The organism is Streptomyces sp. NPDC025638, from assembly GCF_055558775.1.
This window is the reverse complement of sequence record NZ_JBVHLX010000007.1, coordinates 67337-81745: the sequence shown is the minus strand read 5'-3', so window position 1 is coordinate 81745 and position 14409 is coordinate 67337. Positions and strand designations below refer to the sequence as shown.

Below are 14409 nucleotides of genomic sequence, written 5' to 3'. Positions count from 1 at the left end.
GCGGGTTCACTTGACGGCGCCCGCCGTCAGGCCCGCGACGAGATAGCGCTGCAGCAGCAGGAAGCCCGCGACCACGGGCACGCTCACGACCAGCGACGCGGCCATGATCTGGTTCCAGTAGACGTCGTTGAGCGTGGAGTAGCCCTGGAGGCCGACGGCCAGGGTGCGGGTGGTGTCGTTGGTCATGACGGAGGCGAAGAGGACCTCGCCCCAGGCGGTCATGAAGGCGTAGACGGCGACCGCGACGATGCCGGGGATCGCGGCCGGCACGACGATCCGGAAGAGCGCGCCGAGCGGCCCGCAGCCGTCCACCAGCGCCGCCTCGTCCAGGTCCTTCGGCACCGAGTCGAAGTACCCGATCAGCATCCAGATCGAGAACGGCAGGGAGAAGGTGAGGTACGTCAGGATCAGACCGCCGCGCGAGCCGAACAGGGCGATTCCGGTGGCGTTGCCGATGTTGACGTACAGCAGGAACAGCGGGAGCAGGAAGAGGATGCCCGGGAACATCTGCGTCGACAGCACGGTGACCGTGAAGACGCGCTTGCCGCGGAAGCTGTAGCGGCTGACCGCGTAGGCGGCGAACACCGCGATCACCACCGAGCAGACGGTCGCCGCGCCCGCCACGATCAGCGAGTTCACGAAGTACTTCGCGAGCGGGACGGTCGACCAGATGTCGATGTACGGGCGGATCGTCAGGTCGCTCGGCAGCCAGCGGAACTTGCCCGTGACGTCCGCGAGCGGCTTCAGGGAGCTGGAGATCATCACATACACCGGCACCAGGACGAAGCCGGTGAGCAGCGTGAGGAAGATCCGCCGGGTCCACAGGAAGGAGCGCGGCGGGGCCATCGGGGAGGCCGACGGGACCCGGGAGCCGGCGGGGCTAGACATCGGCGGCCCTCCGTCCGCGTGAGGTGAGCAGCAGATAGACCCCCGTGACGACGAGCAGGAACAGGAGCAGCAGTACGGACATCGCGGAGCCGGTGCCGAAGTTCCAGGTGACGAAGGACGCTTGGTAGATGTGGACCGAGATGAGGTCCGCGGCCTCGGGGGCGGCCTTGCCGAACAGGACGTACGGCGTGTTGAAGTCGTTGAACGTCCACAGGAACAGGACCAGGATCAGCACCTGGTTGACGGGGCGCAGGGACGGCAGGGTGATGCGGCGGATCTGCTGCCACATTCCGGCGCCGTCCAGCGCGGCCGCCTCGTACAGCTCGCGCGGGATGTTCTGCAGCCCGGCCATCACGATGAGGAAGGCGAACGGCCAGCCCTTCCACACACTCACCACGAGCAGCGCGACGAAGCTGTTGTTGCCGATGAGCCAGAACGACGGCTTGTCGGTGAGGTGCAGTTGGTCGTGCAGGACGTGGTTCACCAGGCCGTTGTCGTGCTGGAACATGAACACCCAGGTGATGACGGCCGCGTAGACGGGCAGCGCGTACGGCACCAGGAAGAGTGCCCGGAGCAGGCCCCGGCCGCGGAACGTGTCCTGCATGCAGACCGCGGCCATCGTGCCGATCAGCCAGCACAGGCCGACCGACAGCAGGGTGAAGCCGACCGTGACGAGAAAGGAGTGCAGCAGCGCCTCGCCGACGGGGGCGTTGAAGTCCACCGACATCCGGTAGTTGCCGAAGCCGGACCAGGGGGCGCTGCCCCAGTCGCGGATGTAGAACTGGGTGAGCTCCTTGAAGCTCATCACGATGCCGATCACCATCGGCACCAGGTGGACCAGGAGTTCGAGCAGCAGGGCGGGCAGGAGCAGCAGGTACGGCAGTCCCACACGGCGGATCCGCCCGGGGCGGCGCGAGCCGCGCGCCGCCCCGGGGGAACTCGTGGGGACCGACTCCCTGACGGGGGTGGTGGTCGTCATCGTGCTCACGCCGCCGGCATCTGCTGCTGGGCCTTCTCCAGCTTGGCCTTCACCGAGTCGGTGGTCACCGCGCGTCCGGCGGCGACGTCGGCGAACAGCTCCTTGACGGCGGTGCCGACCGCGGTCTCGAACTGCGACTCCGCGGCGACCTGGGGCAGTGCGGCGGCGCTGGTCGCGAGGGTGTTCTTCAGGACGGCGTTCGCGGGGGTGTTGAAGGCGGCGTCCTCCTGGGCGGTCTTGACCGGCGGGATGGAGCTGTAGGCCTTGTTGAGGATCTTCTGCTCGTCGTCGCTGGTCATGAACTTCACGAACTTCGTGGCGCCGTCGAGGTTGTGGCTGTTCTTGAAGACGGAGATGTTGATGCCCGCGACCATCGAGTTGACCTGCGCACCGCTGCCCGGGGTGCCGGACTGCACGGGGACGGGGGCGACGCCGTAGGTGTCCTCGCTCATGCCCTGCGACTTGAGGTTGGCGGACGCGGACTGCCACAGCAGCATCGCCTGCTTGCCCTTGGCGAAGTCACTGACGGACTGGTTCTGCGCGTACTCGGCGTCGCCGGTCGGGATGACCTTGTCCTTGGCCATGAGGTCGACGTACTGCTTGACCGCGGCGACCACGTTGTCGTTGGTGAAGTCGGGCTTGCCGTCGGCGGTGAAGAAGTCGGCGCCGTGCTGCTTGGCGAAGACGAAGACGTGGTGGATGTTCTCCGAGACGTTCGAACCCTCGGCGCCGAGGACCGACTTGCCCTTGGCGGTTATCTTCTTGCCGTCGGCGACCAGTTCGGCCCAGGTGGCCGGGGGCTTGGAGATGCCCGCGTCGGCGAAGATCTGCTTGTTGTAGTAGAGCGCGTACGCCATCGAGTACAGCGGTACGGCCGCCGGGTCCTTGCCCTCCGCGCCCGTCGAGCCCAGCGCGGAGTCGACGAAGCGGTCCTTGCCGCCGATCTTGCCGAAGTTCTTCGCGTCCCACGGCAGCAGCGCCCCGGTGGCCTGGAGCGAGGCGCTCCAGGTGTTGCCGATGTTCAGCACGTCGGGGCCCTGGCCGGACGTGGTCGCGGTCAGGATCCGGTTGAGCAGGTCCGACCAGGGCACGACCTCCAGCTTCACCTTGATGCCCGTCTGCTTCTCGAACTTGTCGAGTTCGGGCTGGAGGACCTTCTTGTCGATCGCGATGCTGGCGCCCTGGTTGGAGGCCCAGTAAGTGAGGGTCTTCGGCGAGTCGTTGGACCCGCCGCCGCTCGACGAACCGCCTCCGCAGGCCGTGGCCGCCAGGGCGAGAGACATGGTGACGGCGCCTACGGCCGCGGCTCGGATGCTGCGCATGGCTCCTGGTGTCCCCTTCCGGGATTGCCATCATGGCTTAATTTAGGACGTGAGTTAAACCTCGGAACGCTGGTCCGTCAAGGGTTTCGACAGAGCCCGACGAACTCCGGTCACACCTCTTGACGGGCGTGTTCACGCCATGAAGCATTCCCCGGCGAGAGAGCGCTCCCTGAACTCCCCACCGTTCGCTTCCTGAACAAGGAGAGCCGCCCCATGTCTTCCCACTCCCCGGACGGCCCTGCTCAGCAGGGCCACTTCGTCGGCCGCAGAACCGTCCTCGGCGCCGCCGCGGCGGCGGCCTCGACGGTCGCGGGCCTGTCGTCCACCCCGGCAACGGCCGCCCCGGCAACGGCCACGCCGGCAGCGGCAATGCCGGTCCCTTCCCGGAACCGCCCGCACGCCCTGCCCGGCGGCGGTGACCTCGGCCCCAACGTCCTCGTCTTCGACCCATCGACCCCGGACATCCAGGCCAGGCTGGACGAGGTGTTCCGGCAGCAGGAGTCGGCCCAGTTCGGCACCGGCCGTTACGCGCTGCTGTTCAAGCCCGGCACCTATCACGGGCTCAACGCACAACTCGGCTTCTACACCTCGATCGCGGGCCTCGGCCTCTCCCCCGACGACACGACCATCAACGGGGACGTGACGGTCGACGCGGGCTGGTTCAACGGCAATGCGACGCAGAACTTCTGGCGTTCGGCGGAGAACCTCGCCCTGGTCCCGGCGAACGGCACCAACCGCTGGGCGGTCGCCCAGGCGGCCCCCTTCCGGCGGATGCACGTCCGCGGCGGCCTCAACCTCTCCCCCACCGGCTACGGCTGGGCGAGCGGCGGATACATCGCCGACAGCCGTATCGACGGCCAGGTGGGGCCGTACTCGCAGCAGCAGTGGTACACCCGTGACAGCGCGATCGGCAACTGGCTCAACGGCGTGTGGAACATGGTGTTCTCCGGGGTCGAGGGCGCCCCGGCGCAGACCTTCCCGAACCCGCCGTACACCACGCTCGACACCACGCCCGTCTCCCGCGAGAAGCCCTTCCTGTACGTCAGCGGCAGCGACCTGCGTGTGTTCCTGCCGGAGAAGCGGACCAACGCCCGCGGTGTCACCTGGGGCAACGGCACGCCGAGGGGTACGTCGCTGCCGCTCTCGCAGTTCTACGTCGCCAAGCCGGGCGTCAGCGCCACGACCCTCAACCAGGCGCTGGCGCAAGGCCTTCATCTGCTGCTCACCCCGGGCATCTACCACGTGGACCAGCCGATCCAGGTGAACCGCGCGGGTACCGTGGTCCTGGGCCTGGGGTACGCGACGATCGTGCCCGACAACGGCGTCACGGCCCTGAAGGTCGCCGACGTGGACGGCGTCCGGCTCGCGGGCTTCCTGATCGACGCCGGGCCGGTCAACTCCCGCACCCTGCTGGAAGTCGGGCCCACGGGCGCCTCCCGCGACCACTCCGCCAACCCCACCACCGTGCAGGACGTGTTCGTCCGCATCGGCGGCGCGGGCGCGGGCAAGGCCACCACCAGCATGGTGATCAACAACCGGCACACCATCGTCGACCACACCTGGGTGTGGCGCGCCGACCACGGCACCGGCGTCGGCTGGGACACCAACCGGGCCGACTACGGAGTCGTGGTCAACGGCGACGACGTCCTCGCGACCGGCCTGTTCGTCGAGCACTTCAACAAGTACGACGTGCAGTGGTACGGCCGCCGGGGCCGCACCATCTTCTTCCAGAACGAGAAGGCGTACGACGCCCCCAACCAGGCCGCGATCCAGAACGGCTCCGTCAAGGGCTACGCCGCCTACAAGGTCGGCGACGCCGTCACCGCGCACGAGGCATGGGGCCTCGGCAGCTACTGCTACTACAACGTCGACCCCACCATCGTGCAGCACAACGGCTTCGCCGCACCGAACCGTCCGGGTGTCCGCTTCCACAACGTCCTGGTCGTCTCGCTCGGCGGCAACGGCCAGTACGAACACGTGATCAACGAAACCGGCGCGCCGACCTCGGGTACCTCCACGGTGCCGTCCACGGTCGTGTCGTACCCGTGAGCCGGGGCGGCCCCGCCCGCGAGGGACGAGGCCGCCGCATCGGTCAGCACGCGAGGGTCCCAGCACGACGACGTCGCCGAGCACGGTGACCACGACCGACCGGCGCGCCGACCTCGGGGACCACCACTGTGCCGTCCACCGTCATGTCGTACCCGCGAGCCGCAGCGGCCCCGCCCGACGAGGAGCGGGGCCGCCGTACAGCTCACCGCGCAGGCACCCCGACCGGCGCCGGCGCGTAGCCCGTGGGCCGGGCCGTGAACGTGCCGCGGCCCTGGGTCCGGCTGCGCAACCGGGTCGCATAGCCGAAGAGTTCGGCCAGCGGCACTGTTGCCGTCACGACCGCCGCGCCGCCGCTCGCGGTCGAGCCCGAGACGCGGCCGCGGCGTGCGGCGAGGTCGCCGAGCACTGCGCCGACGGCCTCGTCGGGCACGGTGACCGTGACCTCTGCGACCGGCTCCAGGAGGACCATCGCGCCGGCGCGCAGGGCCTCCCGGAGACCGAGTCGGCCCGCCGTGCGGAAGGCGGTGTCCGAGGAGTCCTTCACATGGGTCGCCCCGTCGGTGAGAGTGACGCGCAGCCCGGTCACCGGGTGCCCGCCGAGCGGTCCCTCGCCGAGGGCGTCCCGGCAGCCGGCCTCGACCGCGCGGACGTACTCCTGCGGGACCCGCCCGCCGACGACCGTCGAGCGGAACTCGAAGCCCTCGGCCAGCGGTTGGACGTCGAGGACGACGTGGGCGAACTGGCCCGCCCCACCGTCCTGTTTGACGTGCCGGAAGACCAGTCCGGACACCCCTCGGCCGACCGTCTCGCGGTAACTCACCCTCGGACGCCCGACGTTGAACTCCACCCCGTGGACGCGGCGCAACTGCTCCGTCGCGACCTCAAGATGCAGTTCGCCCATGCCGGACAGCACCGTCTGGCCGGTCTCGGGATCCGTCCGCACGACCAGCGAGGGGTCCTCCTCGGCGAGCCGCGCGAGCGCGGAGGCCAACCGGTCGGCCCCGGCCGGGCCGCGGGCCTCGACCGCCACCGAGACCACCGGCTCGGCGACGCCGGGTGGTTCCAGGACGAGCGGGGCGCCGGGGGCGCACAGGGTCGAGCCGGCGCGGGCGGACTTCAGTCCGCCCACGGCGACGATGTCCCCGGCGACCGCCCGGTCGACCGGCGCGTGCCGGTCCGCCCGGACGCGCAGGATCCGCCCGATCCGCTCGGTACGGCGTGCGACCGAGTCCCACACGGCGTCTCCCTTCTCGACCGTTCCCGAATACACACGCAGATACGTCAGCCGCCCGGTCGGGGCGATGTTCACCTTGAACGCCAGCGCAGCGAACGGCGCCGCCGGGTCGGCGGTCCGCTCCTCCTCCGCGCCCTGGTGCGTGCCCCGTACGGCGGGCACGTCCAGCGGCGACGGCAGATAGGCCACGACGGCGTCGAGCAGTGGCTCGATCCCCCGGTTGCGGTAGGCCGAGCCGCAGAGCACCACCACTCCGTCGCCGCTGCGGGTCAGGTCCCGCAGCGCGGACACGAGGGTCGGCGTGGCGACGGCGGACTCCAGGCAGAATTCCTCCATCGCCGCCGGATGCAGTTCGGCCACCGCCTCCTCCAGCAGCCGGCGCCGCCGCCCGGCCTCCTCGCGCAGCGGCTCCGGCACCGGCCCCTCCGCGGCGTCGCCAACGCCGTCGGACCACACCAGCGACCGCATGCGGAGCAGGTCCACCACACCGGTGAAGCCGTCCTCGGTCCCGATCGGCAACTGCACGACGAGCGGCGCCGGATGGAGCCGCCGTCGGATCGACTCGACGGCCGCGTCCAGGTCGGCGCCCGCGCGGTCCAGCTTGTTGACGAACGCGATCCGCGGTACGCCGTGCCGGTCGGCCTGCCGCCACACCGACTCGCTCTGCGGCTCGACCCCCGCGACGGCGTCGAACACGGCGACCGCTCCGTCGAGCACGCGCAGCGAACGCTCGACCTCGTCGGCGAAGTCGACATGGCCGGGGGTGTCGATCAGATTGATCCGGTGCCCGTCCCAGGCGCAGCTCACGGCCGCGGCGAAGATGGTGATGCCACGGTCGCGCTCCTGGGGGTCGAAGTCGGTGACGGTCGTGCCGTCGTGGACCTCACCGCGCTTGTGCGTGGTCCCGGTCGCGAACAGGATCCGCTCGGTGAGGGTGGTCTTGCCGGCGTCGACATGGGCGAGGATGCCCAGATTGCGTACGGCGGTCTGAGAAGTGGTGCGCACGGCCCGGTGCCTTTCGGGAATTGGGCTGGAAAAGGGCGGCGCGATTTCCCGTGCGGACGTCGGATGTCAGGTTCTCTGACTGTCCGTCAACAAGCAGGCGTACGTGCCTGCGTGAGTGATCTCAGTCGTGCGTCACGGGTGTCCGGTACCGGCCGCGCAGCGGGCACCGGGCGGACGAGGACACGAGGATCACCTCGTACCGGGCGCGGGGAACGGCGACAGCGGTGCGGTCACGCACGGCCCTGCTCCCCTCACTCGTCCCACTGGTCGTCACGGCACACGGCACACGGCCAAATGACGGCGGCGTGCGGTGTGTCCATGGCGAGTGTAGGAAGGCCGACACGATCCGGTCACCCGGTTTTCCGACCGGCCGAACCCTGGTCCCGACGCCATGAGTCGACCGCTGCTGGAGTGCCGGTGGAAATGGAGTTCGGCCCGCCGGAAGGCCGTTGACATGCTTCGGAATAGCCGCCGATAATATGGCGAACAAGGGGTGACCACCCCGGAAACAAAGGCGAACGGGATGGGCGGCATTCATGCCTGTGAGCGACGTCGTCTCCTTGGCCACGACCGGTGTCGTCGCCGACGCCGACGCGCTCCTGGCCGACCGGGACGTCCTCTATTCCGGAGCGGCGTGGGCCACCGGACTCGGCGATCCCAAAGATCTGCGAAACCTTCCGGACGGCAATGGAATGGCCGCCTGCCTGAGGCGTTGCGCCATCGACCGGAAACTCGGCGGCGCGGACCCGGGGAGCCGGGCACTACGGGCGTGGCGGACGTACGACTCCACCGCGCTGCCTGTCCACGCGGCACCGGCGCTGCGGATTTACGTGCGGGACTGGATTACCGATTCCACGGCAGCCGTGTTCGAAAGGCATTTCGTCTCGGTCATGACGGAACAGGAAATCGGGGAACACGCCCGGCCGTTCCGGGTCACGGCGGATGACGAAATACGGGTTTCGCGGGCGGTGCTGCTGCTCCGGGATCTCGTGCCGGAAATCGCGGACAGCGTCCTGCCGTTCGTGCACCAGATCGTCGTACTCGACTCGCCCATTCCGAGCCTGTATCTGACCCAGGTGCCCGAGACCGTATTCATCTCCACTGCCACGCTTCACGGTGACACGCTCGGTCTCGCGGACGCCCTGCTCCACGAATCGCTGCACGAGAAGATGGTCGTACTGCGCCTGACCCGCCGGCTCGTACGGCCCGGTTACACCGACGAACGCAGCGCGCGCGTACTGCTTCCGTGGAGTCTCGACCAGGCGACACCGAGGTGGTTCACCGCGGGCCGCGTCATCTCCGCGGCGCACGTCTACACCCATCTCGCGGTGCTCCACACGACCGCGCTGCGGCAAGGGCGGCCGGACGCGACCGGCTGTGACCCGCGGACCGTGCGGCAGAGGCTGGCCACGGCCGTGGAACGCGGCGGGTTTCTGCTCGGCTCACTCGAACTCGACAGTGTGCGACGGGAGTTCGGGCCGGACGGACTGCTGCTGCACCGGGAGCTGACACGGATGCTGGCCGCGGTCCGCGACGAACTGCCCGCGAGTCTCGTCGGCACGCTCACCACCTGGCACGCCACACCACAGCGCGAGGTGCACACGTGAACTACAAGCTTGCGAAGGGCATTCAGTACCGGCCGTTGAGCATCAGGGGCCGGTTCCTCGCCTTCACCACCACGCCCCCCACGGTGCTGCAGATCGACGCCGGTTCGGTGTTGCTGCTGAAACTGTTCGAGCGTGGTCTGACCGGCGACGAACTCGTCGCACGCTACGCGGAGTTGCGCAAGAAGAGCGATGCGGACGCGCGCAGGGAACTCGCCCGCCGGGCCGACGGCCTGGCCGGAGCGGGCCTTCTCGAAGAGCTTCCCGCCTGACCGCACCCCACACGGTCGAGACGGAGATCCCCGCACGGGAGGAGGCGTGACCCATGGGTTCCGAAGACAAGTCCAGGATCGACGTCGAGCAACTGGCCGAGCCGGCCGCGGACGCCGAGGACGACGGCAGCTCCACCAGCCCCGTAATCCCCGAGATACAGGCGCAGGCGCAGTACCCCGCGGTCAGCTGAGCCGGCACCGCCCGGACACCGCGGGCCGAAGAGCCCCGGCGGTCCGCAGCCGTACTCGTGGTGGCGCCCGGCCGCGGCGCCACCACGGGACGGGCGGACGGCCCCGGATTCCCCGCCTGCGTCGCGCGGCCACCACCCGGCCCATCCCCACCCACCAGGCCTCCTCCACGAGGGAGGGACAGGACATGTCCAAGGCACGGCACCTTCTCGGCACCGGCCCCTTCGGGGCAGCGGCGGGCATCCACGCCGACATGGCGACCTTCTCGGAGATCGCGTCCGAGCTGCTGCACGCGCACACGGGGCTCCGTCCCCCGAGCCCCGCTCAGGATGCCGCGCTCATCGAGCACAGCGTCGCACGCGCGACGACGCTCGACTCCTTCCGTGTCCTGCACGGCCGCAAGGAGCCCGCCGAGGCCGCCCGCATCCTGCGGCGAGGCGCCCAGCTGTTCGCCTCCGCCGCACCGCAGACCCAGCTCGCGGTGCCCGGCCACGCCTACGCCCTCGCCACCGACTGGTCGGCCGTCGAGGCCGGCCGGGCGCTCAGGACGGTGATCAGCGAGGACCTGGCGGTGCCGCACAGCTATGTGGCCGCAACGCCGCGACACGTCCGGGCCGTCGGAAACGGCCTGCGGCTCATCAAGGCGGCCGTCGGCGAGTTCGGCGCCTCGATCGTCTCCTCCGTACGGGGCGCGGTGCTGATCGAGGACAGCATCATCGAGTCCGCGTTCATCGTTCCGGCGCCGTTCGTGTCCGTCCTCAACACCCAGGTGCTCGCCAGTCCGCTCAAGACGGCGGACGCCGTGCTCCACGAGGCCGCGCACCAGAAGTTCTACGACCTGCTGGTCTGCCGGCGGCTCGTCAACCCCGACTACGACTACCTGGGCGGCGCGCTGTTCGGCATCCCGTGGAACCCGGTGGCGGGCGAACGCCGCCGGATGGACTGTCTGCGCGTCCTGTCCACGATCCATGTGTACGCGCATCTGCTGGAGTTGTTGCTGAGCGTGTGGGAAGGCTCCCTGGCCGACCGGGACGAATGCGACGGCATGCTCACCGAGTACTGGCAGCGGGCACGGTTCTTCGACGCGGCGGTGCGCAGCGACGTGGTGCGTTCGGCTCTCGGACCGGACGCGCGGGCGATGGTCGACTGGCTCGCCGCGATCATGGACACCCACCGGGAGACCCTGGCGGCGGCCGGACGGGACGCGGACGGCCCGTACACGGCGGACGCGCTCGAACAGGTCCATCGGCTGGAGGCGGAAGCCGCCCTCGTATGACACAAGGCCGTCGTATGACACAGGCCGTCGTATGACATCCGCCCCCGCAAACACCGTCTTGGTTGTTCGGCCCGTTCTCGCGGATTCTGAAGAAGTTCCCGGACATTCCCGTTCGGTCCTATTTCTCCGGTCTCGCGTTGGCCCGGCATTTTCCGGACATTCATCTGACCGGAACCGACAACTCGGGAGCCGCGGTGAAGCCCTTTCCGGCGCGCCATGCCGGACTGACCCGATTCGTCAAGGGGAACCTCCTCGACTCCCGCATCTGGCCGAAAAGCGCGGTCGACGTGGTGCTGTTGGGCAACACGACGCCCAACTCCTCCACGTCCGCGCCCGATACGCGGGAAGTCGTCCGCAACCTGCGGGGTTCGAGGACCGGCGGGGCGGCCGGCGGCCGGTCCGGCGCGGCGTCGACTTCACCGCGGAGTCCCGGAAGTTGCGCCACAACTGCTTCGTCGAGGCGCGTGAGGGGGATGCGCCTGCGTTCCCCCGTGTTCCGGGGGATTCATGAAGAGCGCCTGTGGACCTCTCGTGAAGTTCGGGCAATGGCCGAGAAACCGGGACTCGCATACGAGGGTCGCAACACCGTGGAAGTCACGGGCGGTGGGGCGCTCGGTTGGCCGGTGGACGCCCTTGTGTATTGCGCGCAGGCCTAATCTGTTCCCTCAGGCAGCTTGATGTGAACGCGGCAAGCGAATGGATTGGACTCGATTGGACACGCAGAAGACGCGGAAGACGACGTTCGCCCCGCTGCGCCGGAGCATGCTGGTCCCCGCTCCCGCCCTGGTTCTGATCGCGGGCACTCTCTTCTCACGCGTCGGCGACTCGTTCGCCTCCCTCGGCATGGTGCTGGACGCGGCGGACAAGGACTTCCGCTTCGGCGTGACGGAGGTCTTCCTCGCCGAGCTCGTGCCCACGGTGATCGGCGCGCCCTTCATCGGGTCACTGGTGGACCGGGTCAGCGCGCGGTCCGTGTGCCTGTGGGCGCTGGTGGTCCAGGCGCTGTCCCTCGGCGGAGCCGCCGCGGTGGACGCCTTCCATCTGCGCGTGGGACTGATCGCTGTGTCGGGTCTGGCCGGGGTGGCCTCGGTGGCCGCGGGCTTCAAGATGCTCCCCGTCATCGCGGGCGAGGAGCACACGGGCCGGGCGAACAGCCTGCTCACCGCGGGGCTCTCGGTGGCGGGGCTGATCGGTCCCGCGCTGGCGGGCCTGCTGCACTCCGTGTGGGGCACCGCGTTCCTGCTCGGCGCCGACGGCGTCTCGTTCCTGGTGCTCGCCTGGTGCACCGCGCTCGCCGTCCCTCGCTCGGTGGACGTGGCCATCGGCCGCAGGCCCGCCACGAAGCTGTCGGACGGATATCGGGCGCTGCGGCACGCGCCGGTTGTCGGCGCGCTCATCCCCACACTGGCGGCGGCGATGCTGGCCACCAGCATCGAGGGCGTCGCGGGCGTCTACTACTTGCGTGACGTGGCGGACGGCAACGACAGCGTCTTCGGTCTCTTCCTGGCGACCTGGGCGCTGGGCAGCATCCCCGGCGCGCTGCTCGCGGGCCGTGCGGGATGGTCGCAACGGCACACCGCGCTCATCCTGGGCGGGGTGCTCGGCATCTCCGTCGGGCTGGTGCTCGCCGGCGCGCTGCCCATGGCCCCGGTGATCTTCCCGCTGTTCCTGCTCGCGGGCTTCGGCAACGGCGTGTGCAACGTGGGTCTGCGCAACGCGGTGCACACCAATGTCCCCGCCGAGGTGCACGGCAGCGCCTGGGCCTGCTACCAGGCCCTGTCCCGGTGCTGCATCGGCCTCGGCTATGTGCTGGGCACCCCCAACAGTCTCGTCTCCAGCCGCGGCCAGGTGATCGTCTCCGGCGCGATTCCGCTGGCCTTCGTGGTGTGGGAGATGCTGCGCTCGCTCCGCCGCAGACAGTCGGCGGTGGGAGAGGTCTCCGGCTGACGCACTGGCCCGTTGGCCTTTCCCTTTGGCACTTTCCCCTTTCCCGTTGGCCCTTTCCCGTTGGCCCTTTCCCGTTGGCCCTTTCCCGTTGGCCCTTTCCCGTCAGCCGCGGAGCGCCGAGGCGAAGAGAGCCGGCAGCTGGGCAATGCCGGGTGCGGCCGTGAAACGGGTAAGTCGTTCGAGGGTCGTTCGGCCAGTGCGGCTCGTGACGAAGTATGGCGGGCGCGGGGACAGCGAGGGTGAGCCGGTGAACAGGCCACGGGGTGCGGGCGCGAACGGCGCGCGCAGCACGGTCTTCTCGACGCCGTCGAGCATGAAGGTCAGGCCGCCAGACGGCACTGGTCGCGCACGGGGTCGACGAGCGTGACGGCGGCGATGCCGCCGACGAGGAGCAGTACGCCGGACAGAAGCACCGCGTGCTGGTAGCCGGCGGCGCCCTGGGTGTCGACCAAGCGGCCGGTCAGGGTGGGCGCGATCAGTCCCGCGGTGGTCACCACCGCGTTCATCAGGCCCAGCGCGCCACCGCGGCGGTGCTCCGGGGCGAGTTCGGCGACCGTGGTGACCGCGATGCTGGTCATCACCCCGCAGATGCCGAACCCGAGCAGGAGCAGGAGCACGGTGAGCGGTCCGCGCGGAGCCCCCGGCAGGGCGAGGCAGGCCACGCCCGAGACGAGCAGCGTGATGCCCCCGACACGGGCGCGGGCCCACCGGCTGCTCACACCGCGCCGCAGGAGCCGGCCGGTCAGCCCCGCCTGCCCGAGCATGACCACCGCACCGGCCGTCCAGAGCACGGCGATCAGGCTCGCCGCGTCGGTCGTGGCGTAGCCGAGGCCGTCGTGCAGGTAGGAGGGCAGCCACACGAGGAGCAGAGCCACGCACCAGTAGGTGCTGAAGTAGGCGACCGTGGCGCCGATCCAGGTACGGGTGCCGAGGATGCGGCGGTAGGGGACGTCGGCGCGTGCCTCACCGGCAGCGGTGCCGAGGGTGGGCCCGGTCGTGTCCCGGGTGGTGCCCGCGTACCCGCCCTCACGGCCGACGAGGAACCATGCGGCCGCCCACAGGACGCCCGCCGCGGCGACCACGCCGAAGGCCGAGCGCCAGCCGTGGTGATGGATCACCCAGGTCAGCCCGGGGGCCGCGGTCACGACCCCCAGTGCGGTGCCGACGGTGATCAGGGCGCCGGGGAGGTTCCGTCGCTGGTTGGGAAACCAGGACAGCGCACTGTGCTGGGCGACGGGGAACGCTGGGCCCTCCGCCGCCCCCAGCACGATCCGCGAGGCCACCAGCGCGGCGGTCCCGGCGCCCAGGGCCATCGGCAGCTGCGCCACCGACCACACCAGCGCCATGATCAGCAGCAGCCGACGCGGCCGGACCCGGTCGGCCAGCAGGCCCACCGCCGCACCGCAGAGGGAGAACAACAGGAAGAAGGCGCTGTTCGCCAGCCCGAAGCCGGTCGCGGACAGGCCGAGGTCGTGGCGGATCGGATCGGCGGCGAGCCCGAGGACGGACTTGTCGGCGAAGTTGACCATCATGAAGACCACGAGCAGCGCGGTGACGGTCCACGCACGGCGTACGGCCCTGCGATCGGTCGCCGAGGACTCGGCGGGCGTGACGGGGGCGAGGTCGGTGTCGGTCACGGGGGCT

General features: G+C 70.0%; 13 protein-coding genes. 7 read left to right on the top strand and 6 right to left on the bottom strand.

The window, feature by feature from the left end:
- Positions 1 to 6: 6 nt before the first annotated feature.
- Genes ACZ4EG_RS19490 through ACZ4EG_RS19480 form a run of 3 tightly spaced genes read right to left on the bottom strand, consistent with a single transcriptional unit; the run spans position 7 to position 3189 of the window.
- Positions 7 to 846, bottom strand: coding sequence for a carbohydrate ABC transporter permease (locus ACZ4EG_RS19490; RefSeq protein WP_390706225.1), 840 nt, complete (start codon positions 844 to 846; stop codon positions 7 to 9).
- 34 nt (positions 847 to 880) lie between these two features.
- A complete protein-coding gene (locus tag ACZ4EG_RS19485) occupies positions 881 to 1867 on the bottom strand; it encodes a carbohydrate ABC transporter permease (protein WP_467791674.1) in 987 nt (328 codons plus the stop codon).
- Positions 1868 to 1872: 5 nt separating this feature from the next.
- Entirely contained in the window at positions 1873 to 3189 is a 1317-nt protein-coding gene (locus tag ACZ4EG_RS19480; RefSeq protein WP_467791441.1) for an ABC transporter substrate-binding protein, read from the bottom strand.
- A gap of 213 nt (positions 3190 to 3402) precedes the next feature.
- Here ACZ4EG_RS19480 and ACZ4EG_RS19475 point away from each other — a divergent pair, with 213 nt between their 5' ends.
- A complete protein-coding gene (locus ACZ4EG_RS19475; RefSeq protein WP_467791440.1) occupies positions 3403 to 5238 on the top strand; it encodes a coagulation factor 5/8 type domain-containing protein in 1836 nt (611 codons plus the stop codon).
- 202 nt (positions 5239 to 5440) lie between these two features.
- Here the strand turns inward: ACZ4EG_RS19475 and fusA are convergent, their stop codons facing one another.
- The gene (fusA, locus tag ACZ4EG_RS19470) at positions 5441 to 7477 is read right to left on the bottom strand and encodes an elongation factor G (RefSeq protein ID WP_467791439.1); all 2037 of its coding nucleotides are present in this window, start codon (positions 7475 to 7477) and stop codon (positions 5441 to 5443) included.
- 536 nt (positions 7478 to 8013) lie between these two features.
- Here fusA and ACZ4EG_RS19465 point away from each other — a divergent pair.
- The 6 genes from ACZ4EG_RS19465 to ACZ4EG_RS19440 all read left to right on the top strand — a co-directional run bounded on the left by ACZ4EG_RS19465 (position 8014) and on the right by ACZ4EG_RS19440 (position 12765).
- The gene (locus ACZ4EG_RS19465; protein WP_467791438.1) at positions 8014 to 9084 is read left to right on the top strand and encodes a hypothetical protein; all 1071 of its coding nucleotides are present in this window, start codon (positions 8014 to 8016) and stop codon (positions 9082 to 9084) included.
- Positions 9081 to 9353, top strand: coding sequence for a hypothetical protein (locus tag ACZ4EG_RS19460; RefSeq protein WP_453545125.1), 273 nt, complete (start codon positions 9081 to 9083; stop codon positions 9351 to 9353). Before ACZ4EG_RS19465 ends, ACZ4EG_RS19460 begins: the two co-directional genes overlap by 4 nt.
- Positions 9354 to 9406: 53 nt before the next feature.
- Complete coding sequence (locus ACZ4EG_RS19455) at positions 9407 to 9544, top strand: hypothetical protein (protein WP_467791437.1); 138 nt, start codon at positions 9407 to 9409, stop codon at positions 9542 to 9544.
- Between the two features lie 185 nt (positions 9545 to 9729).
- Positions 9730 to 10818 carry an aKG-HExxH-type peptide beta-hydroxylase gene (locus ACZ4EG_RS19450; RefSeq protein ID WP_467791436.1) on the top strand — a complete coding sequence of 363 codons (1089 nt, stop codon included), beginning with the start codon at positions 9730 to 9732 and terminating at the stop codon, positions 10816 to 10818.
- A 62-nt stretch (positions 10819 to 10880) separates the two neighbouring features.
- Positions 10881 to 11474: a hypothetical protein gene (locus ACZ4EG_RS19445; protein WP_467791435.1), complete on the top strand. Its 594-nt coding sequence runs from the start codon at positions 10881 to 10883 to the stop codon at positions 11472 to 11474.
- Between the two features lie 55 nt (positions 11475 to 11529).
- On the top strand, positions 11530 to 12765 hold the full coding sequence (locus tag ACZ4EG_RS19440) for an MFS transporter (protein WP_453545117.1): 1236 nt from the start codon (positions 11530 to 11532) through the stop codon (positions 12763 to 12765).
- 102 nt (positions 12766 to 12867) lie between these two features.
- On the opposite strand, the gene ACZ4EG_RS19435 is transcribed toward ACZ4EG_RS19440, so the two are convergent.
- Together ACZ4EG_RS19435 and ACZ4EG_RS19430 are read right to left on the bottom strand one after the other, a co-directional pair.
- Complete coding sequence (locus tag ACZ4EG_RS19435; protein ID WP_453545116.1) at positions 12868 to 13080, bottom strand: hypothetical protein; 213 nt, start codon at positions 13078 to 13080, stop codon at positions 12868 to 12870.
- Positions 13081 to 13085: 5 nt separating this feature from the next.
- Entirely contained in the window at positions 13086 to 14402 is a 1317-nt protein-coding gene (locus tag ACZ4EG_RS19430; protein ID WP_467791434.1) for an MFS transporter, read from the bottom strand.
- Between the last annotated feature and the right edge of the window lie 7 nt (positions 14403 to 14409).